The sequence below is a fragment of the Paraburkholderia nemoris genome, assembly GCF_905221015.1.
Taxonomy (GTDB): Bacteria; Pseudomonadota; Gammaproteobacteria; order Burkholderiales; family Burkholderiaceae; genus Paraburkholderia; species Paraburkholderia nemoris.
The window spans coordinates 51,590-78,485 of record NZ_CAJNBO010000012.1 but is presented as its reverse complement, the minus strand read 5'-3'; the positions used below and the strand labels follow the sequence as shown (position 1 = coordinate 78,485).

25 protein-coding genes are annotated in these 26,896 nt (G+C 63.9%); 16 read left to right on the top strand and 9 right to left on the bottom strand.

The features are described 5' to 3' along the window. Positions 1-12 precede the first annotated feature (12 nt). Positions 13-1,746, top strand: a complete 1,734-nt coding sequence (locus KHO33_RS19730; RefSeq protein WP_200565163.1) for a M48 family metalloprotease — start codon at positions 13-15, stop codon at positions 1,744-1,746. Positions 1,747-1,809: 63 nt separating this feature from the next. Here KHO33_RS19730 and KHO33_RS19725 read toward each other — a convergent pair whose 3' ends face one another. The 6 genes from KHO33_RS19725 to KHO33_RS19700 all read right to left on the bottom strand — a co-directional run bounded on the left by KHO33_RS19725 (position 1,810) and on the right by KHO33_RS19700 (position 6,584). Further along, positions 1,810-2,382: a DUF2946 family protein gene (locus KHO33_RS19725; RefSeq protein ID WP_200565162.1), complete on the bottom strand. Its 573-nt coding sequence runs from the start codon at positions 2,380-2,382 to the stop codon at positions 1,810-1,812. Beyond that, positions 2,375-3,517: a hydrolase gene (locus KHO33_RS19720; protein ID WP_200565161.1), complete on the bottom strand. Its 1,143-nt coding sequence runs from the start codon at positions 3,515-3,517 to the stop codon at positions 2,375-2,377. The genes KHO33_RS19725 and KHO33_RS19720 overlap by 8 nt, the downstream gene beginning before the upstream one ends. Positions 3,518-3,586: 69 nt before the next feature. Then, positions 3,587-4,033: a nuclear transport factor 2 family protein gene (locus KHO33_RS19715; RefSeq protein WP_054034426.1), complete on the bottom strand. Its 447-nt coding sequence runs from the start codon at positions 4,031-4,033 to the stop codon at positions 3,587-3,589. A gap of 177 nt (positions 4,034-4,210) precedes the next feature. Next, a complete protein-coding gene (gene waaF / locus KHO33_RS19710) occupies positions 4,211-5,236 on the bottom strand; it encodes a lipopolysaccharide heptosyltransferase II (protein WP_200565160.1) in 1,026 nt (341 codons plus the stop codon). 152 nt (positions 5,237-5,388) lie between these two features. Beyond that, positions 5,389-5,583 carry a zinc-finger domain-containing protein gene (locus tag KHO33_RS19705; protein WP_054034422.1) on the bottom strand — a complete coding sequence of 65 codons (195 nt, stop codon included), beginning with the start codon at positions 5,581-5,583 and terminating at the stop codon, positions 5,389-5,391. A gap of 77 nt (positions 5,584-5,660) precedes the next feature. Then, positions 5,661-6,584: a branched-chain amino acid transaminase gene (locus KHO33_RS19700; protein ID WP_200565159.1), complete on the bottom strand. Its 924-nt coding sequence runs from the start codon at positions 6,582-6,584 to the stop codon at positions 5,661-5,663. Between the two features lie 190 nt (positions 6,585-6,774). On the opposite strand from KHO33_RS19700, the gene KHO33_RS19695 reads away from it, so the two are divergent. The 9 genes from KHO33_RS19695 to KHO33_RS19655 all read left to right on the top strand — a co-directional run bounded on the left by KHO33_RS19695 (position 6,775) and on the right by KHO33_RS19655 (position 16,496). Next, complete coding sequence (locus KHO33_RS19695; protein ID WP_200565158.1) at positions 6,775-7,521, top strand: AzlC family ABC transporter permease; 747 nt, start codon at positions 6,775-6,777, stop codon at positions 7,519-7,521. Further along, positions 7,518-7,841: an AzlD domain-containing protein gene (locus KHO33_RS19690; protein WP_054034418.1), complete on the top strand. Its 324-nt coding sequence runs from the start codon at positions 7,518-7,520 to the stop codon at positions 7,839-7,841. Before KHO33_RS19695 ends, KHO33_RS19690 begins: the two co-directional genes overlap by 4 nt. Positions 7,842-8,115: 274 nt before the next feature. Next, positions 8,116-9,309, top strand: coding sequence for a phosphoglycerate kinase (locus KHO33_RS19685; protein ID WP_054034416.1), 1,194 nt, complete (start codon positions 8,116-8,118; stop codon positions 9,307-9,309). 427 nt (positions 9,310-9,736) lie between these two features. Beyond that, positions 9,737-11,173: a pyruvate kinase gene (gene pyk, locus KHO33_RS19680; RefSeq protein WP_200565265.1), complete on the top strand. Its 1,437-nt coding sequence runs from the start codon at positions 9,737-9,739 to the stop codon at positions 11,171-11,173. Between the two features lie 227 nt (positions 11,174-11,400). Further along, positions 11,401-12,465 carry a class II fructose-bisphosphate aldolase gene (gene fba / locus KHO33_RS19675; RefSeq protein WP_054034414.1) on the top strand — a complete coding sequence of 355 codons (1,065 nt, stop codon included), beginning with the start codon at positions 11,401-11,403 and terminating at the stop codon, positions 12,463-12,465. A gap of 132 nt (positions 12,466-12,597) precedes the next feature. After that, positions 12,598-13,488, top strand: a complete 891-nt coding sequence (locus tag KHO33_RS19670) for a phosphoribosylaminoimidazolesuccinocarboxamide synthase (RefSeq protein ID WP_028196245.1) — start codon at positions 12,598-12,600, stop codon at positions 13,486-13,488. A gap of 131 nt (positions 13,489-13,619) precedes the next feature. After that, positions 13,620-14,138, top strand: a complete 519-nt coding sequence (gene purE / locus KHO33_RS19665; RefSeq protein WP_029968172.1) for a 5-(carboxyamino)imidazole ribonucleotide mutase — start codon at positions 13,620-13,622, stop codon at positions 14,136-14,138. Between the two features lie 98 nt (positions 14,139-14,236). After that, a complete protein-coding gene (locus tag KHO33_RS19660; protein ID WP_200565157.1) occupies positions 14,237-15,433 on the top strand; it encodes a 5-(carboxyamino)imidazole ribonucleotide synthase in 1,197 nt (398 codons plus the stop codon). Between the two features lie 10 nt (positions 15,434-15,443). Further along, the gene (locus KHO33_RS19655) at positions 15,444-16,496 is read left to right on the top strand and encodes an L-threonylcarbamoyladenylate synthase (protein WP_200565156.1); all 1,053 of its coding nucleotides are present in this window, start codon (positions 15,444-15,446) and stop codon (positions 16,494-16,496) included. A 176-nt stretch (positions 16,497-16,672) separates the two neighbouring features. Here KHO33_RS19655 and KHO33_RS19650 read toward each other — a convergent pair whose 3' ends face one another. The 3 genes from KHO33_RS19650 to dacB all read right to left on the bottom strand — a co-directional run bounded on the left by KHO33_RS19650 (position 16,673) and on the right by dacB (position 20,831). Next, positions 16,673-17,926, bottom strand: a complete 1,254-nt coding sequence (locus KHO33_RS19650; protein ID WP_200565155.1) for an SGNH/GDSL hydrolase family protein — start codon at positions 17,924-17,926, stop codon at positions 16,673-16,675. 94 nt (positions 17,927-18,020) lie between these two features. Next, complete coding sequence (locus KHO33_RS19645) at positions 18,021-18,971, bottom strand: sterol desaturase family protein (protein ID WP_200565154.1); 951 nt, start codon at positions 18,969-18,971, stop codon at positions 18,021-18,023. Positions 18,972-19,166: 195 nt separating this feature from the next. Next, positions 19,167-20,831: a D-alanyl-D-alanine carboxypeptidase/D-alanyl-D-alanine endopeptidase gene (dacB, locus tag KHO33_RS19640; RefSeq protein WP_200565153.1), complete on the bottom strand. Its 1,665-nt coding sequence runs from the start codon at positions 20,829-20,831 to the stop codon at positions 19,167-19,169. Positions 20,832-21,047: 216 nt separating this feature from the next. On the opposite strand from dacB, the gene KHO33_RS19635 reads away from it, so the two are divergent. From KHO33_RS19635 to KHO33_RS19610, 6 genes are all read left to right on the top strand, one after another. Beyond that, positions 21,048-21,710 carry a response regulator gene (locus tag KHO33_RS19635; protein ID WP_054034404.1) on the top strand — a complete coding sequence of 221 codons (663 nt, stop codon included), beginning with the start codon at positions 21,048-21,050 and terminating at the stop codon, positions 21,708-21,710. A 4-nt stretch (positions 21,711-21,714) separates the two neighbouring features. Further along, positions 21,715-23,016, top strand: a complete 1,302-nt coding sequence (locus KHO33_RS19630; protein ID WP_054034402.1) for an ATP-binding protein — start codon at positions 21,715-21,717, stop codon at positions 23,014-23,016. Positions 23,017-23,194: 178 nt separating this feature from the next. Then, positions 23,195-24,712 (top strand): DegQ family serine endoprotease, encoded by a 1,518-nt coding sequence (locus KHO33_RS19625; protein ID WP_200565152.1) that lies wholly within the window; start codon positions 23,195-23,197, stop codon positions 24,710-24,712. Positions 24,713-24,977: 265 nt separating this feature from the next. Further along, positions 24,978-25,472 (top strand): hypothetical protein, encoded by a 495-nt coding sequence (locus KHO33_RS19620; RefSeq protein WP_054034395.1) that lies wholly within the window; start codon positions 24,978-24,980, stop codon positions 25,470-25,472. Between the two features lie 188 nt (positions 25,473-25,660). Further along, the gene (locus tag KHO33_RS19615; protein ID WP_200565151.1) at positions 25,661-26,059 is read left to right on the top strand and encodes a DUF427 domain-containing protein; all 399 of its coding nucleotides are present in this window, start codon (positions 25,661-25,663) and stop codon (positions 26,057-26,059) included. 32 nt (positions 26,060-26,091) lie between these two features. Continuing rightward, positions 26,092-26,853: a CoxG family protein gene (locus KHO33_RS19610; RefSeq protein WP_054034391.1), complete on the top strand. Its 762-nt coding sequence runs from the start codon at positions 26,092-26,094 to the stop codon at positions 26,851-26,853. The last annotated feature ends 43 nt before the right edge of the window (positions 26,854-26,896 follow it).

Below are 26,896 nucleotides of genomic sequence, written 5' to 3'. Positions count from 1 at the left end.
ATCGAGCTCGCGATGCGTTCGAAACGGTTTCTTGCTGCGTTGTTGTCTGTCGCGCTCGCGGCGCCGCCGGGCGTGTACTCGCAATCGCGCGGCGCATCGAACGCAAACACCAACACGGGCACGACCCTCGCGCTCAACATGCAGTCCGCGGAACCGCCGTTGGAAAGCGGCCCGGTCGAGTCTTTCGCCGACCCCATCGTGCCACCGGACATCGCTCAAGGCGTGTTCGGCGTCTATGGCGGCGCGCAGAGTCGCTTCTCGGGCAACTCAGGCGCAACCACCAACTGGCGCACCCCGATCGTCACCCAGCAATTGCCCGACCTCGGCAACGGCGGCTCCGGCTCGCTGACGCCGCAAGCCGAGCGCAAGCTCGGCGAACGCGTGATGCGCGAGTTGCGCCGCGACCCCGACTATCTCGACGACTGGCTCGTGCGCGACTATCTGAACTCGGTCGCCGCGAAACTCTCCGCGGCGGCGAGCGCGCTCTACATCGGCGGCTATCGTCCGGACTTCGAGCTGTTCGCGGTCCGCGATACGCAAATCAACGCCTTCTCGCTGCCGGGCGGTTTTATCGGTGTGAACACCGGTTTAATCGTCGCGACGCAAACCGAGTCCGAACTCGCCTCCGTGCTCGGCCACGAGATGGGGCACGTCTTGCAGCGGCACATTTCGCGGATGATCACCACCGGCGAGCGCAGCGGCTATGCCGCGCTCGCCGGCCTGCTGTTCGGCATTCTGGCGGGCGTGCTCGCGCACAGCGGCGACCTCGGCAGCGCAATTGCGATCGGCGGCCAGGCCTATGCGGTCGACAACCAGTTGCGTTTCTCGCGCTCCGCCGAGCACGAAGCGGACCGCGTCGGCTTTCTGCTGCTGGCCGGCGCCGGCTACGATCCCTACGCGATGACGACGTTTTTCGGCCGCCTCGATCGCGCGGCGATGAGCGATACGGGCACACCGGCTTACGCGCGTACGCACCCGCTGACTGGCGAACGGATCGCCGACATGGAGGACCGTGCGCGCCGCGCGCCTTACCGGCAACCGCATCAGACTTCCGAATACGGCTTCGTGCGGGCACGGGCGCGCTTGCTGCAGGACCGCTCGCGCAGCGAATACGCGGATGAGATTTCGCGCCTGCGCTCCGAAATCGAGGACCGCACCGCGGTGAACGTCGCTGCGAACTGGTACGGGATTGCCTATGGGCAGATGCTGCTCGAGCGTTACGACGACGCGGTGGCGTCGCTGGCTTCGTCGCGGGCAGCATTTGCCGCGGGCGAACGTGGCGAAGGCGAGCCCATGCGCAGTTCGCCTAGCCTCGACGTGCTGGCGGCCGACATCGCGCGCCGCGCCGGACGGGATGACGAGGCGGCACGTCTCGCCGAGTTTGCGCAGAAGCGCTGGCCGCAGTCGAACGCTGCAATCGACATGCATATCCAGACCTTGCTGACCTTGAAGCGATTCGCAGACGCGCAGTCTTTGGCGCTGAAGGAAACGCGAGTACAACCCGATCAGCCTGCCTGGTGGATGTATCTCGCGCAGGCAAGCGCCGGCAGCGGTGATGCGTTGACGCAGCATCGGGCGCTCGCCGAAAAATTCGCGCTCGAGGGGGCGTGGCCGTCGGCCATCCGGCAATTGAAGGAAGCGCGGGATCTGAAGACGATCGGCTACTACGATCTCGCGACCGTCGACGCCCGCTTACATGAAATGGAGAGCCGCTATAAAGAGGAGCGGCTTGATGAGAAGAGTTAGCGCCATCCGACCGGAACGCGAGGCCTGCAAAAGAACCAGGCGATAAATGGCCAGGCAAACGACCTAGACGTGTGCCGCCGGACTATCGACAAACCCAAACCGCGCGGCAACCTCACTTCGCTGCACGCCCTGCAAGGGCAACACAAGCCCATTGTTCCAGCGAAACGCCCCGCTCATCGAGTCATCGCCCAACGCTGCGTGGTCGGAAAAAACCTCGAGGTCGTGATCATGCAAAACCGCGACTCTCGGCGGCATCGAGCCGTCGACGAACAGAATCCCACCTTCATCGTCGACAAACACGGCCGTTGGCTCGAAAGCCCCGCCGGCCTGGTCCGTCAAGGAAAGCACGCCGGTGGTATTGGCTGACAACCTCACCACCCACGGCGTATAGCCCAACTCGATATACACCCGCTGTGGGCCGTTCTGGAAAAACCACTGCCCGCGTTCGTCGGCGTCGTAATTCCGGTTGATAAACCCGAGCAACGCCTCATGCCGGATCGCCGTGCCTGGCGTGCCGCTGGCCTGAGCGGCTTCATCCCGCATGCGCCAGTTGCCGCGCCGGTCCAGCATCAACCATCCCGTACAACTCGGCACGTTTGGCCATTTGGCCAAGGCCTGCTTGACGATGTCATCCATGATCGACGTACTGCTCCAGATAACCGAGCACGCGCTGCGACAACCAGTCGATGCGGCCCGGGAACGGCCCAGTCATAAAGCCCGCGTGGCCGCCATGTTCGGGTTGATCGAGTTCCACCGACGCCGACACCTCATGCTTTGCCGGTAACGCTTCAGCCGGCAAGAACGGGTCGTTGCGGGCATTCAGCACCAGAGTCGGTACGGTGATCCCAGACAGCAACGGACGCGTGGTCGCGCGGCTCCAGTAGTCGTTAGTGTCGCGAAAGCCGTGCAGCGGCGCAGTCACCACGTTGTCGAAGTCGTACATCGTGCGGCTCGCCAGCATCGCATCGCGGTCGAATAGCCCCGGAAACTGCGTCAGCTTCTGCTCGGCCTTCTGCTTCAGCGTCTTCAGGAAGCTGCGCGTGTAGATCATGCCGAAGCCCTGCGACAACGCACGGCCGCCGGCGTGCACGTCGATCGGCGTCGAAATTGCCGCGGCGGCCGAGAGCACCGGCGATGCATCTTCGCGCCGCTCGCCGAGCCAGCGCAGCAGCACATTGCCGCCGAGCGACACGCCTGCCGCCACGATCGGCCCGCGATGCGTGGCGCGCAAGCGCCGCAGGATCCAGTCGACTTCGTTGCTGTCGGCAAGATGATAGAAGCGCGGCAACCGGTTCAGCGGTCCGCTGCAACTGCGAAAGTGCGGCACCACGCCATGCCAGCCGTACTCGCGCGCGGCCGCCATCAACGTGGTGGCGTAGTGCGACGTGGAACTGCCTTCGAGGCCGTGAAACAGCACGAACAACGGCGCGGAGTCTGCGGGAATTCTGGCGGGCGTGGCAGGGGTGAGCGCTGAGGCAGGCTTGCCGTCATGCACCACCCAATCGAGATCGATGAAATCGCCATCCGGCGTATCCCAGCGTTCGCGCCGGAACGCGATGGCCGGGCGGCGCGCAAACAGCGCCGGGACGATGGTCTGCACATGCCGGTTCGGCAGCCAGAGCGGCGCGCGGTAGAGCAATTCGACGGTGGCCTCGACAGCCGCCGCCGCGGCGCGTGCTGCGCCGGTAGAGGCGGATTGATCGTGCGCCGTCTCCCAATCCCCTATCGGGGATTCGTTCTGGACGGATGACTTCCTGCGGGGCGTGCTCATACCAGCGTCAAAGCAAAAAAGGTAGAACCGGTGAAACAGGCCGAACGAGCGAAATGCGCACGTCAGGCGTCAGTGCAATGACCCCTGGCCATGCCGCATCTTGGTCGCGAACTGACTGGCGGCCTCGTTCGGCATCGGACTCGCGTGAATGTGCGCAATTTTCCATTCGCCGCGTTCGTGGACCATCACGTACGTGGTGAACACCATCGCGGGAGCCGCCTTCGGATCGGCCGGGCGGTGCGCCTCGGCGATGGCGTAGACGACGGTGCCGAGGCTGTCGTAGACGCGAATATCGAGCGGTTCAATCGAAACGGGCGCGGTTTCAAGCTGGATTTGCAAGCCGGCGCGAATGCTGTCGAGGCCGTGCAGATGGGAGCCGTCGGCGCAGATGCAACTGACGAATTCCTCATCGATCCACAGGCCCATCAAGCTGTCGATATTCACCTCGGCGATGGCCTGGTAGTAGGCGTTCAGCGTATCGGCGGCGGCTTCGAAGATATGGGCAAAACGTGGCATGGCTCGTCAGTCTCTTGTGCGCGGCGCGCGGTTGCGGGGCAGCGGTCAGCGGGACAGTCCGGAGCACCGGACAATCGCACCTAAGCGCGAGGATGCCCGCGCCGCAAGGCGCGAACATGACGCGACGCGCTCAGGGCGTGCGGTGTTGCGTGCAAGTATCAGCCGAATCAGTCTGGTTCAACGTTGCGCAAGCAACATGCCGCGCAAATCGCCGAACACCTGCTCGGCACTCAACTGCTTCAGGCAGTTCAGATGCCCGAGCGGACACTCGCGCTGAAAACAGGGGCTGCATTCGAGATGAAGCCATTGTACCTTCGCGAGCTCGGACAAGGGCGGCGTGTGGCGCGGATCGGTCGAACCGTACACGGCCACCAGCGGCCGGCGCAGCGCGGCGGCCACGTGCATCAGGCCGGAATCGTTGGTGACGACCGCGTTGGCCCGCGAGATCAGTGCGCAAGCCTCGCTCAGCGCGGTCTGTCCGCACAGATTACGCACGTTCGACGCCTTCTCGGCGATGGCCTGGGCAAGCGGCGCGTCTTTCGGCGAGCCGAGCGCGACGATCTGCGTGTAGGGGAACGACTGGCCGACGATTTGCGCGAGCGCGGCGAAGTGCTCGGGCGGCCAGCGCTTGGCCGGACCGTACTCGGCACCCGGGCAGAACACCAGCAGCGGTACGCGCGTATCCAGATTGAAGCGTGCCGATACCCGCGACGCTTCATTCAGATCCGCGTCGAGCCGCGGCATCGGCAGGTCGTCGGGGACCTTGGCGCCTTGCGCGTAGGCGAGGGCGGCGTAATGGCCGACCATCGGCGGGCGCTCGTCTTTACGCGGATTCGAATGACGTACGTTCAGCAGGCCGTAGCGGCTCTCGCCGGTGTAGCCGATGCGCAGCGGAATGCCCGCCATCCACGGAATCAGCGCCGACTTGAGCGAATTCGGCAGCACATAGGCCGCGTCGTAGCCGACATCGCGCAAGTCGCTCGCCAGCTGCCAGCGGCGCAGCATCTGCAGCTTGCCGTGCGCGAGGTCGGTTGCGTAGACGTCGCGAATCTCGGGCATGCGTTCGAGCACGGGCGCGACCCACGAGGGCGCGACCGCGTCGATCACGATGCGCGGATGCAATTTCACGAGGCGCGCAAACAGCGGCTGCGCCATCAATGCGTCACCGATCCAGTTCGGTGCGATAACCAACGCGCGACGCATCAGAGTGGGTGTCCGGTGTCGAAACGAAGCGCCGCGCGAACCATGCGCGTGGCGTTCGATTGGGTAAAAAGGGAAAAGCCGCGAGCCTTGCGGCGCGGATCCGGCATGACCGGTCCCGCCGCGGCTGCGGCCTTACTGCGAAGCGCTTGCGTTCAGTGACCCTTGACCACTTCGCCGTCGCGCAGCTTGTAACGCGTGCTGCAGTACGGGCATTTCGCTTCGCCGTGCGTGACGTCGATAAAGACGCGCGGGTGCGCGCTCCAGCGCGGCATGGCCGGATTCGGGCAGTACGCCGGCAGATCTTTTGCGGTCAATTCGACCAGCGGCATTTCTTTGATTTCGCTCATGAGGAGTTTCTCGTTGTATGCAGGGTGCGTGCGTTGCGCCGGTAAAGGCCAGGGGCCTTGGGCCGGCACAGCGTGCGTTAGATTTTGGTGAGCCAGTGCGCGTACTTGTCGCTCTTGCCGTTCACGATATCGAAGAAGCCGGATTGCAGCTTCTCGGTGATCGGGCCGCGTGCGCCGGAGCCGATCGTACGGTTGTCGAGTTCGCGGATCGGCGTGACTTCCGCGGCGGTGCCGGTGAAGAACGCTTCGTCGCAGGTATAGACCTCGTCACGCGTGATGCGCTTTTCGATCACCTGGAGGCCCGCGTCGCGCGCCAGCGTGATGATCGTGTCGCGCGTGATGCCGTCGAGGCACGACGACAAATCCGGCGTGTACAGCTTGCCGTTGTTCACGAGGAAGAAGTTCTCGCCGGAGCCTTCCGACACGTAGCCGTCTACGTCCAGCAGCAGCGCTTCGTCGTAACCGTCGGCAATCGCTTCCTGGTTGGCGAGGATCGAGTTCACATACCAGCCCGACGCCTTGGCGCGGACCATCGACACGTTCACGTGATGGCGCGTGAACGACGAGGTCTTCACGCGGATGCCCTTGGCGATACCGTCTTCGCCGAGGTAAGCGCCCCACGGCCAGGCGGCGATCGCCACGTGGATCGTGTTGCCCTTGGCCGACACGCCGAGCTTTTCCGAGCCGACCCAGATGATCGGGCGCAGGTAGCAGGATTCGAGTTTGTTTTCACGGACCACTTCGCACTGTGCCGCGGCCAGCGTTTCGTGACCGAACGGCACGTCCATCTGGAAGATCTTGGCCGAATTCAGGAGACGCTTGGTATGCTCCTGGAGGCGGAAAATCGCCGTGCCGCCGTCAGCCGTCTTGTAGGCGCGTACGCCTTCGAAAACGCCCATGCCGTAATGCAACGTGTGCGTCAGCACGTGGATCTTGGCGTCGCGCCAGTCGATGAGCTTGCCATCCATCCAGATCTTGCCGTCGCGATCGGCCATTGACATGCGATTCTCCAGCGCTGCGGTGAAAGAGCGTTATTTTAGCGTCTTTTGCACAAGGAACGGGCATTTGGCCGCATGCCGGGCGCTATAATTCGGCGCACGCATAATTCATCCGGATGCGCCAGCGGGTGCTTGACGACCTGGCGCCGACCTCCCTTCGTTGCGCCGACGCTTGGCGCCCGCGTTTCGCCTCATGCCCGCTCGCTTGTCAGATACCGATCGCCGTTCCTTTCGAGAGGGCGCGCGCGACTATTCGCCCACGCTGATGGCGATCTTCTCCTGGGGTCTCGTCACCGGCATCGCCATGAGCAAGTCCGTGCTCACGCTGCCGCAGGCGCTCACCATGTCGCTGCTCTGCTACGCCGGGTCGTCGCAACTGGCTGTGCTGCCGTTGCTGGCCGCCAAGCTGCCGATCTGGACGGTGCTGCTCACCGCCGCGATGGTCAATACGCGTTTCGTGATCTTCAGCGCCGGGCTCGCGCCGCATTTTTCCTATCTGCCGATGTGGCGCCGCATCGTGCTCGGCTACTTCAACGGCGACGTGATCTATCTGCTGTTCCAGAAGAAGAGCTTCCAGACCGGTTACGTGCCGGGCAAGGAAGCGTATTTCTGGGGCATGGCGGTGTGCAGCTGGCTGTCATGGCAGGTCTCGTCGATCGTCGGCATTCTGCTGGCGAGCCTGATTCCGGATAACTGGGGCCTCGCGCTGGCAGGCACGCTGGCGCTGTTGCCCATCATGGTGTCGGCGATCGCCACGCGCTCTACGCTGGTCGCGGTCAGCATCGCCGGACTCGTGTCGCTGCTCGCTTTCGACCTGCCGTACCGGCTCGCGCTGCCGCTCGCAGTGATTGCGGCGATTATCGCGGGCAGCGCGGCCGATCTAATGGTCGAGCGTGCCGACTTGCGCCGCATCCGCAACAGCGCCGGAGATTCCCAATGACATCCTTACAGATCTGGCTGTCCATTATCGGCATGACCTTCGTCACCGCGGTGACACGCGCGATGTTTCTAATCGGCGGCGAGCGCACGGTTTTGCCGGCGCGCGTCCAGCGCATGCTGCGTTATGCGCCGGCTGCGGCGCTTGCCGCCGTCGTGCTGCCCGATGTGCTGGCGACGCCGGAGGGGCTCTCGTTCGCACCCTCGAATCACGAGTTTTACGCGACGCTGTCCGGTCTGGCGTGGTTTATGTGGCGGCGCACCATGCTCGGCACGATTGTGGTGGGGATGGCCGTGTTCACGCTCTTGCGCCTCTTCATGTAATTGATTGGAACGAAAATGCTGCGGCGCGACATGCGCGACACATTCTTCAAATACGGGACATTCGCCTGGTTGCGGGTCAGAAGGCCGTGTGGATAAGTTAAAATGGCTGTTTCCGGGATAAGCGCGCCGCTGCGTGGCGCGACAGCCGCGGCTTTGCCGCCGGCGCCCGACTCAGTGGAGCCGCTGCTGTGCCGAAGCGCTGGAGTCTGCCGCGCTTAAGGCTCAGCGCGTCGTCCGCCACCGCCTTCTCATCAACTCGCATGCACAAACGCCCATGAACAAGGTATTGCGTCTCTCCGATCTGATCGCCGAAGGCAAGCTGTCCGGCAAACGCGTGTTCATCCGCGCCGATCTGAACGTGCCGCAGGACGATCAAGGCAACATCACCGAAGACACCCGCATCCGCGCCTCCGTGCCGGCGATCAAGGCCGCGCTGGACGCGGGCGCCGCCGTGATGGTCACGTCGCACCTGGGCCGTCCGACCGAAGGCGAGTTCAAGCCGGAAGATTCGCTCGCGCCGGTCGCGAAGCGCCTCGCTGAACTGCTTGGCCGTGACGTGCCGCTGGTCGCCAACTGGGTCGAAAACGGTGTGAACGTCGCGCCGGGCCAGCTCGTGCTGCTGGAAAATTGCCGCGTCAACAAGGGCGAAAAGAAGGATTCCGACGAGCTCGCGCAGAAAATGGCGAAGCTCTGCGACATCTACGTGAATGACGCATTCGGCACCGCGCACCGCGCCGAAGCCACCACGCACGGCATCGCCAAATACGCGCCGATCGCTTGCGCCGGCCCGCTGTTGGCCGCCGAGCTCGAAGCGCTCGGCAAGGCGCTGGGCGCGCCGAAGCGTCCGCTGGTGGCGATCGTCGCCGGCTCGAAGGTATCCACCAAGCTGACCATTCTGAAGTCGCTGGCCGACAAGGTCGATCAGTTGATTGTGGGCGGCGGCATCGCCAATACGTTCATGCTGGCGGCCGGCCTCAAGATCGGCAAGTCGCTCGCCGAAGCCGATCTGGTCGCTGAAGCCAAGACGATCATCGACGCAGCGAAAGCCCGCGGTGCCTCGGTGCCGATCCCGACCGACGTGGTGACGGCGAAAGAGTTTTCGCCGACCGCGAAGGCGGAAGTCAAGGCCGTCGCCGACGTGCAAGACGACGACATGATCCTCGACATCGGACCGGAAACCGCCAAGGTGCTCGCCGCGCAACTGGAAAAAGCCGGCACGATCGTGTGGAACGGTCCGGTCGGCGTGTTCGAATTCGATCAGTTCGGCAACGGTACGAAGACGCTGGCTGATGCGATCGCCAAATCGTCGGCGTTCTCGATTGCAGGCGGCGGCGACACGCTCGCGGCGATTGCCAAGTACGGCATCCACGACAAGGTCAGCTACATCTCGACGGGCGGTGGCGCCTTCCTCGAGTTCCTCGAGGGCAAGACACTACCCGCTGTCGCAGTTCTGGAATCGCGGGCTTAACGTGGTGACGCGCTCCCCCTCAGCGAAGTCTGCAAAAGCGCGCGGCGGCAAGCCGCGCAACACCGCAGCAGCAACGGCAGGGGAGCGCGAAGCGCGCTCCGCCGCCACAACGGCCGTGGCTGAAGCCGCGGTCCCGCAGCAGCAGGAATCCGAGTTGTCTCTCGCGCTTGCGGAGTTGACCACTGCCGGCGAGGCAGCGGAATTGTCCACCGGACAAGCCGCCCACTCGCCCGCAGAACTCCCGGACGACGAGATTACGCTCGCCCCCTCACCGGCGCGCCCCGTGCCGGTATCGAACACCGCTTCACCCCATAAAGCGACGCTGGTTTCAACCGGCGCGCAGCCCCCAGCAGCACCCTTCGGTGCGCAGCCTCCGCATCCGACTCGCAGCGCTCATTCCAGCGATCCCACCCAGACGAGGAGACTCATGCATCGCGCCACCAAGATTGTCGCTACCATCGGACCGGCTTCCAGTACGCCGGAAATCCTGCTGCAAATGATTCAGGCAGGCGCCGACGTGGTGCGGCTCAATTTCTCGCACGGCACGGCCGACGACCACCGCCAGCGCGCCGATTTCGTGCGCGAGGCGGCCCGCCAGGCCGGCCGTGAAGTTGCCATCATGGCTGACCTGCAAGGCCCGAAGATTCGGGTCGGCAAATTCGAAAACGGCAAGACCACGCTGGTTGCCGGCAGCCCGTTCGTCCTCGACGCCGAGTGCGAACTCGGCAACGACGATCGCGTCGGCCTCGACTACAAAGACCTGCCGCGCGACCTGAAACCGGGCGACGTGCTGTTGCTCAACGACGGCCTGATCGTGCTGGACGTCGTGCGCGTGCTCGGCAGCGAGATCCACACCACCGTGAAGGTCGGCGGCGATCTGTCGAACAACAAGGGCATCAACCGCCAGGGCGGTGGTCTGACTGCGCCGGCCCTGACCGCCAAGGACATGGAAGACATCCGCACGGCGATGTCGATCGGTGTGGATTTCGTCGCGGTATCGTTCCCCAAGAACGCCACCGACATGGAAATGGCCCGCCAGCTCGCGAACATCGCGGGTGCACCCTATGGCATCAAGCCGAAGATGATCGCGAAGATCGAGCGGGCGGAAGCGATTCCGGCGCTGCAAGGCATCCTCGACGCATCGGACGGCATCATGGTTGCGCGCGGTGACCTGGCCGTGGAAGTGGGCAATGCCGCAGTTCCTGCGCTGCAAAAGCGCATGATTCGTATGGCCCGCGAATCGAACAAGTTCGTGATCACCGCGACCCAGATGATGGAATCGATGATCTACGCGCCGGTGCCGACCCGCGCCGAAGTGTCGGACGTCGCCAACGCGGTGCTGGACGGTACGGACGCGGTGATGTTGTCGGCCGAATCTGCAGCCGGCAAGTACCCGGTGCAGACCATCGAGACGATGGCCGCGATCTGCCTCGAAGCTGAGAAGTCGGAGCAGTCGGAGCTGGATAAGGATTTCCTCGACCGCACGTTTACGCGAATCGACCAGTCCATCGCCATGGGCGCGCTGTTCACGGCGTTCCACCTGGGCGCGAAGGCGATTGTGGCGTTGACCGAATCGGGTTCGACCGCGCTGTGGATGTCGCGTCACTGGACGCATGTCCCGATTTTTGCTCTCACGCCGCGTGTCGGCAGCGAACGGGCGATGGCGATCTACCGCAACGTTACGTCGCTGCATCTGGACACCAGCACCGACCGCGACACCGCGTTGCAGCAGGCGCTGGAAACCGTGGTCGGCAAGGGCTACGCATCGCGCGGCGACATGGTGGTGCTGACCGTCGGCGAGCCGATGGGTCAGGCAGGCGGTACGAATACACTGAAGATCGTGCGCGTTGGTGAGCCGTATTGATTCGGTGTAGACCGAAGACTGCTCGATCGGCGCACAGGCTTGATTGAGCGAAGCAGGCTGTTATGCCCCGCGAGAGGCGGCGCACAGACTCCAATCGCGCGTGCGGTAAAGGTCCGCAGGTGACGCGCTTTAGGGAATGTGTGAACGGGTATGCAGCTTGCTTCGCGATAAAATCGCCCCAAAAGATGCCGACGGCACAGAATTCGTTTCAATCTAAGGAGTTAAGCATGCCTCTCGTATCAATGCGTCAACTGCTGGACCATGCCGCCGAAAACGGTTATGGCATTCCGGCATTCAACGTGAACAACCTGGAGCAGGTGCAGGCGATCATGTTCGCAGCGGACAAGGTCAACGCCCCGGTCATCATGCAGGCGTCCGCCGGTGCGCGTAAGTACGCGGGCGAGCCGTTCCTGCGCCACCTGATCGAAGCCGCGGTCGAGTCGTACCCGCATATTCCGGTCGTGATGCACCAGGATCACGGCCAGTCGCCGGCGGTCTGCATGGCGGCGATCCGCAGCGGTTTCACCAGCGTGATGATGGACGGTTCGCTCGAAGCCGACGGCAAGACGGTCGCTTCGTACGAATACAATGTCGAAGTCTCGCGCAAGGTGGTTGAAGCGGCGCATTCGATCGGCATCACGGTGGAAGCGGAACTGGGCGTGCTCGGTTCGCTGGAAACCATGAAGGGCGACAAGGAAGACGGCCACGGCGCGGAAGGCACGATGACCCGCGAGCAACTGCTGACCGACCCGGAGCAGGCTGCCGACTTCGTCAAGCTGACGCAATGCGACGCGCTGGCGATCGCGATCGGTACGTCGCACGGCGCGTACAAGTTCAGCAAGAAGCCCACGGGCGACATCCTGTCGATCCAACGCATCAAGGAAATTCACCAGCGCATTCCGAATACCCACCTGGTGATGCACGGTTCGTCGTCGGTGCCGCAGGAACTGCTCGCGGAAATCCGCGAATTCGGCGGCGACATGAAGGAAACCTACGGCGTGCCGGTCGAGGAAATTCAGGAAGGCATCAAGAACGGCGTGCGCAAGGTCAATATCGACACCGACCTGCGTCTGGCGATCACCGGTGCGATCCGCCGCTACATGGCGACCAATCCGGGCAAGTTCGATCCGCGCGACTACCTGAAGCCGGCGCGCGAAGCCGCGATGAAGATCTGTCTCGAGCGTTTCACGCAATTCGGCTGCGAAGGCCAGGCCGGCAAGATCAAGCCGGTTTCGCTTGATAAAATCGCGGAGAAGTACAAATCGGGCGAGCTCGCGCAAGTCGTCCGCTAAGCTATAAGCAGGCTCTACATCTGGCCGATTGGCCAGGTTGTCGTCCGATCGCCGTTCCCGCATCATCCGGGGAACGGCGTTTCCCTTTTGTTCCGGTCATACTTTTTGCCCCACTTTTAGCGAACCACGACGATGTCTACCCTTTACGAATCCACGCTCCACTCGCTGCCGCTGCTCGGCCGCGGTAAAGTCCGCGACAACTATGCGGTGGGCAACGACCAGTTGCTGATTGTCACGACCGACCGTCTGTCGGCGTTCGACGTCATCATGGGCGAGCCGATTCCGAATAAGGGCCGCGTGCTCAACGAAATGGCGAACTTCTGGTTCGAGAAGCTCAAGCATGTGGTGCCGAATCACCTCACGGGTGTGGCGCCCGAATCAGTGGTCGCGGCTGACGAAGTCGAGCAGGTCAAGGGCCGCGCGGTAGTGGTGAAGCGCCTCGAGCCGATCCTCGTCGAAGCGGTGGTGCGAGGCTATCTGGCCGGCAGCGGCTGGAAAGACTACCAGGCAACCGGGTCGGTCTGCGGTGTGGAACTGCCGCCGGGCCTGCAAAACGCACAAAAACTGCCCGAGCCGATTTTCACGCCGGCAGCCAAGGCCGAAATGGGCCACCACGACGAGAACATCACGTACAACGAGATGGAACGCCGCATCGGCACCGAACTGTCGGCCACGATCCGCGACATCTCGATCAAGCTGTACAAGGAAGCCGCTGACTATGCTGCAACGCGCGGCATCATCATCGCGGATACGAAGTTCGAATTCGGTCTGGACAACCACGGCCAGCTGTATCTGATGGACGAGGCGCTGACTGCCGACTCGTCGCGTTTCTGGCCGGCTGACCAATACCAGGTCGGCACCAACCCGCCGTCGTTCGACAAGCAGTTCGTGCGCGACTGGCTCGAAACCCAACCGTGGAAGAAAGAGCCGCCCGCACCGAAGCTGCCGGACGACGTGGTCACGAAGACGGGCGAGAAGTATCAGGAAGCGCTCGAACGCCTGACCGGACACAAGCTCGCTTAAGTACGCTTACCTGGTTATATCTGCATAGCGTGAGAAAACGCAGGGCCGCCCCCAAGTTTGCTCACCCCCCTCGGGGGGCTGGCGCGAAGCGACAGGTAGGGGCGCTCTCAAGAAACAAGGAAAGCCGTACCATGAGTGAAGCACAAACTGCCCATACGCATGGCGCGCCGGTTGTCGGTGTGCTGATGGGTTCCAGTTCCGACTGGGAAGTGATGAAGAACGCCGTCGCGATTCTGCAGGAATTCGGCGTGCCGTATGAGGCCAAGGTCGTGTCCGCGCACCGGATGCCCGACGAGATGTTTGCGTATGCCGAGAGCGCGCGTGAGCGCGGCATTCGCGCGATCATCGCGGGTGCGGGCGGCGCGGCGCATCTGCCGGGCATGCTGGCCGCCAAGACCACGGTGCCGGTGCTCGGCGTGCCGGTGGCGAGCAAGTATCTGAAGGGCGTCGATTCGTTGCACTCCATCGTGCAGATGCCCAAAGGCGTGCCGGTCGCCACGTTTGCAATCGGCGAAGCGGGCGCGGCGAATGCGGCGTTGTTCGCGGTGTCGATTCTGAGCGGCACGAGCGCCGAGTATGCGGAAAAGCTGGCTGCGTTCCGCGTGCGCCAGAACGAAGCGGCCCACGCAATGGTGCTGCCGGCGCTGTAAGCGCCAAGGCTGATTGCTTTTAGACGTCCCCCTGTCTGACCCCCGGCCAGGTGCTGCGATTGCATGAATGCAGCACCCGGCCGCGACCGACCACTAAGATGAACCCAGACAACACACCGGTTTCACCGATTCTGCCCGGCGCATGGCTTGGCATGGTCGGTGGCGGCCAGCTCGGCCGCATGTTCTGTTTTGCCGCTCAGGCAATGGGCTATCGCGTCGCCGTGCTCGACCCGGACGAAACCAGTCCCGCGGGCACAGTTGCCGACCGCCATATCCGGGCGGCTTACGACGACGAAGCGTCGCTCACTGAACTCGCGCGGCTGTGCGCGGCGGTGTCTACCGAATTCGAGAATGTGCCGGCGGCGAGCCTCGATTTCATGGCGAAAACCACCTTCGTGAGCCCGGCCGGCCGTTGCGTCGCCGTCGCCCAGGACCGGATCGCCGAGAAGCGTTTTATCGCGTCGTCAGGCGTGACCGTGGCGCCGCACGTGGTGATCGAATCGTCGGACGCGCTGGCCGCGCTCGACGACGCGAAGCTCGAAGCGGTGCTGCCCGGCATTCTGAAAACTGCACGCATGGGCTACGACGGCAAAGGTCAAATCCGTGTGCGCAACGCCGAGGAAGTACGCGAGGCGCATGCGTCGCTCGCGGGCGTTCCGTGCGTGCTGGAAAAGCGCTTGCCGCTGAAGTTCGAAGTGTCCGCGCTGATCGCGCGCGCGGCGAGCGGCGCGTCGGTGGTGTATCCGCTGGCGCAGAATACGCATCGCGACGGCGTGCTGTCGCACACCATCGTGCCTGCGCCGGATGCAAGCCCGACGCTGGTCCAGCAAGCACAGCAGGCCGCGCTGCAAATTGCGGACAAGCTCGGCTATGTCGGCGTGCTGTGCGTCGAGTTCTTCATTCTCGAAGACGGGTCGCTGGTCGCCAACGAAATGGCGCCGCGTCCGCATAACTCCGGCCATTACACCGTCGACGCCTGCGCGACCAGCCAGTTCGAACAGCAAGTCCGCGCCATGACCGGCATGCCGCTTGGCGACACGCGCCAGCATTCGCCGGCGGTGATGCTGAACATCCTCGGCGACGTCTGGTTCCCAGGCGGCCCGAAGGGCGCCGCGGTCACGCCGCCGTGGCACGAAGTCGCCGCGATGCCGGCGGCGCGTTTGCATCTGTACGGCAAGGAAGAAGCACGTTGCGGCCGCAAGATGGGCCACGTGAACTTCACGGCGGCGACACTTGAAGAAGCCCGCACGTCGGCGCGCGATTGCGCGCGGCTCCTGCATATCATCACGGGCTGACGTGAGCATCATGCCGGATCAAAGCAAACCTGCCGATGGGGGCGCTGCAAGCGCCTTGCCTGTGAGCGCCGAGCAGATCGAACACGCTGCCGCGCTGCTCGACGCGGGCGGCCTCGTTGCGTTCCCCACGGAGACGGTCTATGGACTCGGCGGCGACGCCGAAAGTCCGGACGCGGTCGCTCGTATTTACGCGGCGAAGGGCAGGCCGGCGAATCATCCGGTGATCGTGCATCTGGCGCCGCAGGGCGATCCGAACTACTGGGTCGAGCATTTGCCGGCGGAAGCGCAGCGTTTGATCGATGCGTTCTGGCCAGGGCCGCTCACGTTGATCCTGAAGCGTGCCGAGCGGATCAATGCAGCTGTCAGCGGTGGCCAGGATTCGGTGGGTTTGCGCTGCCCGTCACATCCGGTTGCCCAAGCTTTGCTTGAAGCGTTCAGTGCGTTGCGCGGCGGACATGGAGGCGTGGCTGCGCCGTCGGCGAATCGTTTTGGTCATGTGAGCCCGACTACGGCGCAACACGTGCGCGACGAGTTCGGCAGTGCGATTCATGTACTGGACGGCGGAGCATCCGACGTTGGGATCGAATCGACGATTCTGGATTTGTCACGCGGATTTCCGGCGCTGTTGAGGCCCGGTCGCGTAACGCCGCAGGATATCGCCGACGTGCTCGGCGAGGCGCCACGCCTGCCCGACGGTTCGGATGCCACGGCACCGCGCGCTTCGGGGACGTTAAAGGCGCACTATGCGCCGCGCACGCCGTTGGCCTTGCTGCCTTTTGATGCGTTGCAGATTTTGCTCGCGGCGCGTCAGAGCGATGAACGCGTGGCCTTGGTGGCCCGTGCTTCCCGCGCAGGCGAGTGGGCTCATGCCGAGGGCGTGCATTTCATTGCCGCGCCTGAAGATCCGCATGTTTATGCGCGCGAGTTGTATGGCCTGCTAAGGGCACTCGATCGCGCGGATGTGAGCCGGATTCTCATCGAGAAGTTGCCGGACACGATCGAGTGGATCGCTGTGAACGATCGGCTCGGCCGGGCCGCGGCTGCATTCGAAGCGCAAGGGTAGGAACTGCATGGTTGGTACGGCTTGCTAACCGGCGCCGCCACAATCCGTTGCGGCAACCTGTCGTCTCAACCACTATGCCGCGCGCAACAAACATAAATAAAAAACGCCCGGCTTGACCAGCAAGCCGGGCGTTCGCAGAACTCACATCCTGCTGCCGCTACGCGGCAACCCTCAACTTATTTCCCCAAGCCCGTGGCCGCGATCTGCTGCTGAACGTACTGCGCGAACAAGGCGTGCAAGTGCGTGCTCGGATGCACCAGATCCGCGAACATGTAGGTCTGGTCAGCGCCAGCCACCGTGTAAGTCTGCGGTGAGCAGAACAGCGACGAGCCGAACTGGGCGCCATACTGTGCCGGCGTCAGCCCGTTCGTTGCGCTCGGATTGGCGGTGGCGTACGCGGTTGCGTTGGTCACCATCGACGTCAGGTTACACGCCGTACCAGTGTTGGAGACCGTGAAGCCCAGCGCCTGGTAGTTCGGCAACTGCTGATCAATCCACGTGAACGCGTCGGCCACGATGACCTTGCCCGTGCCCAGCAGGCCGAGGGACGTCATGGTTTGGACCAGAATGCCGTTATACGCCGCGGTAATCCCCGACAGGAGCGCAGCCGCACCAGGCGAGGCTGCGTTGGCCTGAACGCCTTGCGGCGTATTGCCGATGTCCGGCACCGTCGACACCACCACGTGGGTCGCACCCGAGTTGACGATGGTCTGGATTTGCGCGGCGAGCTGCGTGGCGGCTGTCGCGATCTGGGGGTTGGCCAGCTGCTGCAGGTAGCCGGCGATGAACTGTACCTGACCTGCCTGCGTGTTCGGCAGTTTGCCGGCCTGTACGAGCAGCGGATATTGCGTCTGCAGCGCGGTGGCGAGCGCGGTCAGGTTGGCGGTGGTCCCAGCGAACTGGAAGATATCGTTCGCGCCGCCGTTCACCAGCACGAGCTGGTTCGCGTTGAAGCTCGTATGCGCGCCCAGGTAGTTCGCCACCTGGGTCACCACCGGCACGGTTGTAGCCGCCGCGTTGTTCGGTGCCCAGCCTTCGCCCTGGGCGTTCACGACATCCGAGCCGCCTTGCGCGTAACCGAGCCCGCCCGTCGCAACCAGCGGTTGACCGAAGCCGCCCACATACGCAGCGGTCAACGTGCCGCCGTAGTACTCCGCGACCTTCTGGGCCCACACTTCACCCGGGTTCGTCGTGAAGCGGCCGCCGCCGAAGCTCGACTGAATCACCGGCGCGTACGTGCCGACATCGGACAAGCTGTCGCCAAACGAAACGACCTGCAATTTCACGCCACCTGCCGGCGTGCTGCTGCTCGAACTGCTGTTGTTATCGCTGCCGCCGCCACAAGCCGCGAGCAGTGCAAACGCCGCACTGGCGATGGCGATCTGCGTGACGCGGACGAAATTGCGTTTCCTCGATGCTGTTTGTTTCATGTTGACTACATCTCCTCGTATGTGTGGCCCTTATGCCATGTGTTGCAGGCAGCGCCCACCGCGTCGGCGGCATGACGACAGCTTACAGAATCTTCTACGGCCTGCGCGGTGTTTGAAACGCGGCCGTATGCTTATCTTCAATGCTGGTAGCGCCGCTGGAAGCCGCGGCAGCGGCACCCGCACCCGCAGCGCGGCCCGCGTGATAAGCCGCGGCCCATGCGGGCGGTGCGAACAGCGCGCGCAACTTGTTGCGCCAGCCTCGCACGCTCACGAAATCGGCGGCCATCGACGCCCACTCATGAAACGTCGCCTTCAGCGGGTTATAGGTGTGAAGCGGTTCGACGATGCCGTACACCGGAGCTTCGCGCGGATCTTCCTCGACATAGCTGCCGAACAGGCGATCCCAGATCACCAGCACGCCGGCATAGTTGCGGTCGATATAACGGTCGTTGCGCGCGTGATGCACGCGGTGAATCGACGGCGTGTTGAACACGTATTCGAGCCAGCCGAGTTTGCCGATCGCCTGCGTGTGCACGAAAAACTGGAAGCCGAGATTGATCAGCACGATCGCGACGATCTGCTTCGGCGGAAAGCCGAACACGGCGAGCGGAATCCAGAACAGCCACATGCCGGCAATCGGATACATCAGGCTCTGGCGGAAGGCGGTCGAAAAATTCATCCGCTCCGACGAGTGATGCACGACATGCGCGGCCCACAGCCAGCGCACGCGGTGGCTGCACCGGTGAAACCAGTAATAGAGCAGATCCTGAGCAACGAACAGCACGACGAACGACACCCAGCTCGCCTGCCACGTATAGACGCGATAGTGATCGTAGAAAAATGCATAGACGGGGATGATCACGAGCCACGCGAGCTTGTCGGCGGCTTGCTGCATCAGCGCGAGCGCGGCGTTGCAAAACGTGTCGCGCCAGCTATAGAGCTGCGCGCCTGGGCGCGTACGCCGCAGGTGCCACGCCTCCCAGCCAATGCATGCGAGAAAGACTGGCGCCATGGCGAGCAGCAGCAATTCGGCATCGAATTGCATCGTGTCTTCCTCCGCGGTCCCTTGCCGCTGCGCTTGCCGCAGCGGACGTTGTCGTTATCGTTTGATTGGGCCACGCTTTCGTAACGGCTGCGTGGCTCGTGCGCTACGCATAACGTTTTACGCGCGCCTCAAACACTGCCCGACAGCGTACACGCTTGGGCGCATTGCCGCGCGTGGGTTCTATAGAAGGAATCCTCAATGGGCGCCGCGCTTGTGCGGGTTTTTCCTGGGCTTGCTGACGCGCGGTTCGGCGACGGGGTCGGAGACCTTCGTGAATCCTTGGGACGGTCCCTGATAGACCCATTCGAGCAAGGCGTCGTGCGCGGCGCGCGCGGCCTCCGAATGCGGGTCGTTGATCAGGCTCACTACCACGTAGCTGTTGCCATCCGCTGAGGCCACATAACCGGCGATCGCACGCACGTCGCGCAGGGTGCCGGTCTTGATGTGCGCGTTGCCGCCCGCGCCCTGGTTGGTCAAGCGGTTGCGCATCGTGCCGTCGACGCCCGCAATCGGCAGCGACTCCACGAACACCTGGGCGACCGGGCTCGCATTGGCCCGCTGCAGCAGATCGGCGAGCGAGAGCGCGGTAACGTGCTCGTCGCGCGACAGGCCCGAGCCGTTGTCGAGCGTCAGGTATTGCATGTCGACGCTGTCGCGGCGCAGAAAGTCCTCGATGGCGCGCGCGGATTTCGCGGGCGTGGCGGGCCCTTTTTCTTCCGTGGCGCCGATCGTCAGGAACAGGTTGCGCGCCATCGTGTTGTTACTGAACTTGTTGATGTCGCGCACGATGTCGGAGAGCATCGGTCCCTGGTGCGTGGCGACGAGGCGCGCGCCGACCGGCACCGGGCCTTCGCGGGTTGCGCCGCTGAAGGTGCCGCCGGTTTGCTGCCACAGGGCGAGGAAACCGCCCGCGAAGAACGCGGAGTGATCGAGCACCGCGACGTTGATCGTGCGCGGGCCGCAGCGCACCGAGTAATCGCCGTCGAACGACGCCACCACGGTGCCGTTCGGCTGCGGCGTGACGGTGGGCGAGACGGAGGCGGCGTCGCCGCGGCACGGACTGTTGACGGCGTGCATCTGATTGTCGATCTGCAGCTGCGAGAGCGCGGGCAGCACGTCGATGGCGACGCTGCCGTCCGGCGAAGGCGTCAGCGTGAACGACAGCGATTTGAAGGCGTACAGCAGCGGATCGGGGCCGACGTTGTACGGCGCAGTGGTGTCGTCGTCGAACGGCGGCAGATCGCGCGTGGAGGCGTCGAAATAGCGCTTGTCGAGCACCAGCGCACCGTCGATGCCATTGATCCCCGCCTTGTGGATCTTCTGCACGAGGTCGATCAGTTCTTCGGGCACGAGTTTCGGATCGCCCGTGCCCTGAATGTACAGATTGCCGTGCAGCACGCCGTTGGCGTCGAGCGTGCCGTCCGCGTAGGCGCTCGTGCGCCAGCGATACTCCGGGCCGAGGATCGACAGGCCGGAGTAGGTGGTGACGAGTTTCATCGTCGAGGCGGGCATCATCGGCTTGCCGGCGTTCAAGGCGAGGATCGGCGTGCGGTCGCCCACTTTCTCGACCACGACGCTGATTGATGACAAGGGCACGTGCGCGCGCTGCAGGCCGAGCATCACCGGCTGCGGCAGCACCGTGGTGACGTTGACGCTTGGATGCGTGGTCTTGACGCGCGCCTGTGCGGTAAGCGGCAGCACCGCGCCGCCGCTGCCGAGCGCGGCGCAGGTGAGCAGCAACGCTGCGGTGCGCGGTACGAACCGGCGAGGCAGAGAGTCGGCAACACAAGAAGACAGCGGACGCAGCGCTACACGGCGTGCGAGAGAGTGCAAAAAAGCGGGCAAAAAAGCGTGCGTCATGGACAGGCGAGGAGGCAAGATTTCGGGGCGCGGCGGCGCGCGGCAATCCAGAGTGTGTCGAAGCATTGCGTGGCGCGCGGAAAACCGCGGCGCGACGCAAAGCGCCCATTGTAGAGACATGCCGCCACGCTGCGGTGAAAAAGCGTCGCGTGGCGCGCACGCTAGGGCTGGGCGCTAGAATGCGGCATCATCAAATGTTTCGGGACCGTACCAACCATGCGCATATTGCTTGTCGAAGACGACCGGATGATCGCCGAAGGCGTACGCAAGGCGCTACGCGGTGAAGGCTTCGCGGTCGACTGGGTGGAAGACGGCGAGGCGGCGCTCAGCGCCGCGGCCAGCCAACCTTACGATCTGGTGCTGCTCGATCTCGGCCTGCCCAAACGCGACGGGCTCGACGTGCTGCGCACGCTGCGCGCCAAGGGCCAGGCCATTCCGGTGCTGATCGTCACCGCGCGCGACGCGGTTGCCGATCGCGTCAAAGGCCTCGATGCCGGCGCGGACGACTACCTCGTCAAACCTTTCGATCTCGACGAACTCGGCGCCCGCATGCGCGCGCTGATCCGCCGCCAATCGGGCCGCAGCGATTCGACGATTCGCCACGGCAATCTGACGCTCGATCCGGCCTCGCATCAAGTCACGCTCGACGGCGCGCCGGTGGCGTTGTCGGCGCGTGAATTCGCCCTGCTCGAAGCGTTGATCGCACGGCCCGGCGCAGTGCTTTCAAAGAGCCAGCTCGAAGAAAAAATGTACGGTTGGGGCGAGGAAATCGGCAGCAATACGGTCGAGGTCTACATCCACGCGCTGCGCAAGAAGCTCGGCGCGGATCTGATCCGCAACGTGCGCGGTCTTGGCTACATGATCGCCAAGGACGCCTGAGCCGATGCGTTCGATTCGCCGTCAATTGTTGTTCTGGCTGCTGGCGCTGGTGTTGCTCGGCGTCGGCATTGCGGGTTGGCTGATTTACCGGCAAGCGCTTGCTGAAGCCAACGAACTGTTCGATTACCAGTTGGAGCAGATCGCCGCGGCGCTGCCGTCGGAACCGTTCTCCCAGGTGCTCGGTTCGCGCGACACTGGCGACGAAGGCATCGTGCTGCAAATCTGGAATCGCAACGGCGTGCTGATGTACTACTCGCGCCCGCGTGCGCCGCTCGCGCCGCGCGCCGAACTCGGTTTTTCAACCGAGCACACGGAACGCGGAGATTGGCGTGTGTACGGCGCGATCGTCGGCGATAACGTCGTGCAACTGGCGCAGCCGGTTTCGGTGCGCAACCGGCTGGCGGCGAATGTGGCGTTGCGGACTTTGTGGCCGTTGATCGTGCTGCTGCCGCTGTTGGGGCTGGCGGTGTGGGTGATCGTCGGACGCGGGCTGCGGCCGTTGCGGCGCGTGACCAGCGCGCTCGACGCGCGTCACCCCGAGGCGCTCGATCCCTTGCCCGATCAGCGTCTGCCGCTCGAAGTGCAACCGCTCGTGCGCGCGTTGAACGGCCTGCTCGAACGGCTCGCCACTGCGCTCGATATTCAGAAAGCATTCGTCGCCGATGCCGCGCACGAATTGCGCACGCCGCTTGCCGCCGTGCAGATCCAGTCGCAGCTGGTGGCTCGCGCGAAAGACGACACCGCGCGCAGCGAAGCGCTGGCCGATTTGCAGGCGGGCGTCACGCGCGCCACACGTCTTGCCGAGCAATTGCTGGCGCTCGCGCGTTCGGAGCCGGACGGCGTCGCCGCGACGAACGCGATCGATTTGCGCGCGCTGCTGCAAGACTGCGTGGTGGCGTACGCACCGCTTGCGCAGAACCGCGGTGTCGATCTCGGCATCGAGGCGAGCGAGCCCGCCACGGTGACCGGCGACGCCGATGCGCTGCGGGTCATGTTCAACAACCTCGTTGATAACGCAACCAAATACACGCCACGAGGCGGCCGTGTCGACGTCAGTCTGCACGTCGAAGAAGGGCATCCGGTGGTGCGGATTGCAGATAGCGGACCGGGCATCGAGCCGGCCGAACGCGAGCGCGTGTTCGATCGCTTCTACCGGGCCGGCGCCAGCGCGAACCGGGTGCGCACCGATGTGGCGGGCAGCGGCCTCGGCCTCGCGATCGTGCGCCGCATCGCCACGCAACACCATGCGGCAGTGAAACTCGACGAATCGGCGACAGGTGGTTTGCAGGTCGACGTGCGTTTCTGAGGGCGAGGCTTTCCGTTCGTAAAGTGCTCGAACATGGTTTGAACGCGGCTTAAACGAGGCTTAAACAAGCCTCAACAATTGGCTTGAAGCGATCTGGCGCTGCTTAAGACTCTTTTAAGCGATGCCACGTACGCTTCATCTCATTCCAAAGCCTCTTTCTCCCAGTCAGGAGTACACGATGAACGCGAAAACCTTGTCCCGCAGCGCTGTTGCAGTGGCTGTCGCCGTGGCGCTCTCCGCCGGCTATGTGGCGGGGCATCGCGACGTGCCCGCGCCGCAGGTGATCACGCCGGCGCAGGCCGCGATGATGCCTGCTGAAGCCGCGGCGAAAACCGGCATTCCCGACTTCTCGGGTCTGGTCGAAACCTACGGCCCGGCCGTGGTCAATATCAGCGCGAAGCACGTGGTCAAGCAAACGGCCTTGCGCGGTAACGGCGGTAATGGCGCCAACGGCGGCAACCAGTTGCCGATCGATCCGAGCGATCCCTTCTATCAGTTCTACAAACACTTCTTCGGCGGCATGCCGGGCATGCAAGGCGGCGACGGCGGCGATGCGTCCGATCAGCCGAGCGCGAGCCTCGGCTCGGGATTCATCGTCAGCAGTGACGGCTACATCCTGACCAACGCCCACGTGGTGGACGGCGCGAACGTCGTCACCGTGAAGCTCACCGACAAGCGTGAATTCAAGGCGAAAGTGGTCGGCGCCGACAAGCAGTCCGACGTCGCCGTGCTGAAGATCGACGCGAGCAGCCTGCCGACCGTGAAGATCGGCGATCCGCGTCAGAGCAAGGTCGGCCAGTGGGTGGTCGCGATCGGCTCGCCTTACGGTTTCGACAACACGGTGACCTCGGGCATCATCAGCGCGAAGTCGCGCTCGCTGCCGAACGAGAACTACACGCCGTTTATCCAGACCGACGTGCCGGTGAACCCGGGTAACTCGGGCGGCCCGCTGTTCAATCTGCAAGGCGAAGTGATCGGCATCAACTCGATGATCTATTCGCAGACGGGCGGCTTCCAGGGCCTTTCGTTCGCGATCCCGATCAATGAGGCGATCAAGGTCAAGGACGACATCGTCAAGACCGGCCATGTGAGCCGCGGACGTCTCGGCGTCGCGGTACAGGGCATGAACCAGACGCTGGCCGATTCGTTCGGCATGCAGAAGCCGCAGGGCGCGCTCGTCAGCTCGGTCGATCCGGGCGGCCCCGCCGCCAAGGGTGATCTGCAACCGGGCGACGTGATTCTGTCGGTGAATGGCGAGCCGGTTAGCGACTCGTCGGATCTGCCGTCGCAGGTCGCGGGTCTCGCGCCGGGTAGCTCGGCCACTGTGCAGGTGTGGCGCGACAAGGCGACCAAAGACCTGAAGGTGACGATCGGTTCGTTGTCGGATGCCAAGGTGGCGTCGGACAAGGCCGATCAGCCGGCCCAGTTGCAAGGCCGTCTCGGCGTGGCGGTGCGGCCGCTGACGCCGGAAGAGAAGAGCGGCGCGTCGGTGTCGCACGGTTTGCTGGTGCAGCAATCGGGCGGCGCGGCTGAAAGCGCCGGGATCCAGCCGGGCGACGTGATTCTGGCAGTCAATGGCCGGCCGGTCACGAGCGTCGATCAGTTGAAGCAGATGATCGCCGGCGCGGGCAACAGCATCGCGTTGCTGATCCAACGCGATAACGCGCAGATCTTCGTGCCGGTCGATCTCGGCTAAACGGTCATTGATCGCATTGAAGTAATGCTTGCCGGTCCTTGCACTTACTGCGTACGGACCGGCATTTTTTCACCTGTTTCAAAGCGATGACTCAAAGCTGTATCAAAGTCAAAGCTGCAAAGCAGGTCGCTCTGCGCCGCATGGCGTGGCACAGCGGCCGTTTCCATACGACGCGAACTGATGGCGGGCACGCAGCTTGCGTCTGCCTTGATCTGGACCCTCCGAGGGATTCCGGATGACAAGGACCTTAAGAAGGAGCGAACCGATGAAAACCCAACGCAATCAGCGAAGGATCGTAGCCGCCGCGGTCTGCGCAGCGCTCACGCTCGGTCTGGCGGGCGGCGCTTATGCACAGGCTAGTGACGTAACGGGCGGCTCGACCGCCGACGAAAGCAGCGCGGGCAACGCCAACGGTGGCGGCCTGCCGCAGATCCAGCACCAGGGCGATGTCTCGTTCGTGTCGGGCGGTGTCGGCCTCGACGAATCGAAAGCGCTGCAGCAGGCGCAAAGCCAGTGGCCGCTGTCGATGCGGTTCACCGGCCCCGGCTCCGACTTTCTCGCCGACATCCACGTGCGGATCGTTGACGCGCACGACGGCAATGTGCTGACCGCCACCTCGCGTGGGCCGTATATGCTGGTCAAGCTGCGCCCGGGCCGCTACACCGTGCACGCGCAATACAAGGATAATGACCAGACCAAGGCGGTGACAATTCCGGCCAAGGGCACGGCCAAGGCCGCGTTCTACTGGAATATGCAATAAGCGGCTCGCCTCTCTGAGCGGCGCCGGAGAACACACCCCGGCGGCATTCAGGAAGGCCGCGCAATTGGCTGAACTTTGGCCGATAATGAAGCCACGGGTGCACCCCGTGGCTTTTTTGTTGCACGACCGCATACCCGAGCTGCACCCCGAGTTGCGTCCCGGGTTACATCCCATCACGGAGCCGAGACATGAGCGATGCCTTGACACCTCACGGAAGCCCCGGCGCCGGCGCGAGCACCGGCGGGCATGCCATCGCCATCAGCGGCAACAACCATCGGGTGCGCGTGATTCACGGCGGCGTGACGATGGCCGATACCCAGGCCGGCCTGACACTCACCGAAACCGGCCTGCCGGACGTGTTCTATTTTCCGCGCAGCGATGTCAACATGGCACGCCTCGAACGCTCCACCCATACATCGCACTGCCCGTTCAAGGGCGATGCCTCGTACTATCATCTGCGCACCGAAGACGGTCTGATCGAAAACGCCGTCTGGAGCTATGAGACGCCGCTTGAACCGGCGCTACAAATAAAAGGGTATCTCGCGTTTTACGCATCGCGCGTCGACCGCATCGATCAGACGTCCTGACCGGCTGTCGCGCGTTCATCGGGGAGGCTGCCATGGAGCTGAACGACGCGTTACGGATTCCGCTTGCGCCGTCCGACGTTTGGGACGCGTTGCAGGACCTCGCCTTGTTGCGTGCCAGCCTCGACAACTGCGAGTCGTTCACACGGCTTGGCCACGGTGAATACGCGCTCACCATGACCGTGCCGCTCGGACCCTTGCGCGCGCGTTACGAAGCGCGCGCCCACGTAGCCGGGCAGGATTCCGGACCGGCGGACGCGCAGCGCCGCACCATCAACTTCAAGGCGCGAGCCGAGGGCATCGGCTCGTTACGCGGGCAGATCGAAGTGAGATTGCGCGCGGACGATGGCTCGCATGGCGTCGGCAGGGAGCGCGGCACGCGGATCGACTACACGATCTGGGCGACCTCGTCCGGGCCGCTCGCCGAACTGCCCACGCGCCAGCTCGAAAACGCACTGCATCAACTGGCCGACGATTTTTTCGACGAATTCGGCGCCGTTGTTCGCGCCAAGCATGGGCAAGGACCGAACCGTGCACGTGGCTCGGCGACGCGTCGGCAGCACGTGTTTCTGCGGCCGATTAACCTCGGCGGGATTGCCCGGCGCACGCGCGTGGATCACGGCAATGCGCTGACGGGGCGAGCGGCGAGCGCATCGCATGGGGCGGCCCACGGTGTGTCGCATGGGGTTTCGCATCGCGAGCCCAATCCGCACGTGGTGCCGAACTGGGCGTGGGCAGTGATGATTTTTCTGGTGGCGCTGCTGTTGTATGTGGCGCGCTGGATTAGCGAACAGTGACGGCGCCGCTTGGCGCACCGCTGTTGTACCAGCGCGACTACGA

Bases quoted from the DNA above. Each gene is read 5' to 3' on its own strand.
- KHO33_RS19730 (WP_200565163.1), top strand. From the start codon at position 13: ATGCGTTCGAAACGGTTTCTTGCTGCGTTGTTGTCTGTCGCGCTCGCG.
- KHO33_RS19725 (WP_200565162.1), bottom strand. From the start codon at position 2,382: ATGGATGACATCGTCAAGCAGGCCTTGGCCAAATGGCCAAACGTGCCG.
- KHO33_RS19720 (WP_200565161.1), bottom strand. From the start codon at position 3,517: ATGAGCACGCCCCGCAGGAAGTCATCCGTCCAGAACGAATCCCCGATA.
- KHO33_RS19715 (WP_054034426.1), bottom strand. From the start codon at position 4,033: ATGCCACGTTTTGCCCATATCTTCGAAGCCGCCGCCGATACGCTGAAC.
- waaF (WP_200565160.1), bottom strand. From the start codon at position 5,236: ATGCGTCGCGCGTTGGTTATCGCACCGAACTGGATCGGTGACGCATTG.
- KHO33_RS19705 (WP_054034422.1), bottom strand. From the start codon at position 5,583: ATGAGCGAAATCAAAGAAATGCCGCTGGTCGAATTGACCGCAAAAGAT.
- KHO33_RS19700 (WP_200565159.1), bottom strand. From the start codon at position 6,584: ATGTCAATGGCCGATCGCGACGGCAAGATCTGGATGGATGGCAAGCTC.
- KHO33_RS19695 (WP_200565158.1), top strand. From the start codon at position 6,775: ATGCCCGCTCGCTTGTCAGATACCGATCGCCGTTCCTTTCGAGAGGGC.
- KHO33_RS19690 (WP_054034418.1), top strand. From the start codon at position 7,518: ATGACATCCTTACAGATCTGGCTGTCCATTATCGGCATGACCTTCGTC.
- KHO33_RS19685 (WP_054034416.1), top strand. From the start codon at position 8,116: ATGAACAAGGTATTGCGTCTCTCCGATCTGATCGCCGAAGGCAAGCTG.
- pyk (WP_200565265.1), top strand. From the start codon at position 9,737: ATGCATCGCGCCACCAAGATTGTCGCTACCATCGGACCGGCTTCCAGT.
- fba (WP_054034414.1), top strand. From the start codon at position 11,401: ATGCCTCTCGTATCAATGCGTCAACTGCTGGACCATGCCGCCGAAAAC.
- KHO33_RS19670 (WP_028196245.1), top strand. From the start codon at position 12,598: ATGTCTACCCTTTACGAATCCACGCTCCACTCGCTGCCGCTGCTCGGC.
- purE (WP_029968172.1), top strand. From the start codon at position 13,620: ATGAGTGAAGCACAAACTGCCCATACGCATGGCGCGCCGGTTGTCGGT.
- KHO33_RS19660 (WP_200565157.1), top strand. From the start codon at position 14,237: ATGAACCCAGACAACACACCGGTTTCACCGATTCTGCCCGGCGCATGG.
- KHO33_RS19655 (WP_200565156.1), top strand. From the start codon at position 15,444: ATGCCGGATCAAAGCAAACCTGCCGATGGGGGCGCTGCAAGCGCCTTG.
- KHO33_RS19650 (WP_200565155.1), bottom strand. From the start codon at position 17,926: ATGAAACAAACAGCATCGAGGAAACGCAATTTCGTCCGCGTCACGCAG.
- KHO33_RS19645 (WP_200565154.1), bottom strand. From the start codon at position 18,971: ATGCAATTCGATGCCGAATTGCTGCTGCTCGCCATGGCGCCAGTCTTT.
- dacB (WP_200565153.1), bottom strand. From the start codon at position 20,831: ATGACGCACGCTTTTTTGCCCGCTTTTTTGCACTCTCTCGCACGCCGT.
- KHO33_RS19635 (WP_054034404.1), top strand. From the start codon at position 21,048: ATGCGCATATTGCTTGTCGAAGACGACCGGATGATCGCCGAAGGCGTA.
- KHO33_RS19630 (WP_054034402.1), top strand. From the start codon at position 21,715: ATGCGTTCGATTCGCCGTCAATTGTTGTTCTGGCTGCTGGCGCTGGTG.
- KHO33_RS19625 (WP_200565152.1), top strand. From the start codon at position 23,195: ATGAACGCGAAAACCTTGTCCCGCAGCGCTGTTGCAGTGGCTGTCGCC.
- KHO33_RS19620 (WP_054034395.1), top strand. From the start codon at position 24,978: ATGAAAACCCAACGCAATCAGCGAAGGATCGTAGCCGCCGCGGTCTGC.
- KHO33_RS19615 (WP_200565151.1), top strand. From the start codon at position 25,661: ATGAGCGATGCCTTGACACCTCACGGAAGCCCCGGCGCCGGCGCGAGC.
- KHO33_RS19610 (WP_054034391.1), top strand. From the start codon at position 26,092: ATGGAGCTGAACGACGCGTTACGGATTCCGCTTGCGCCGTCCGACGTT.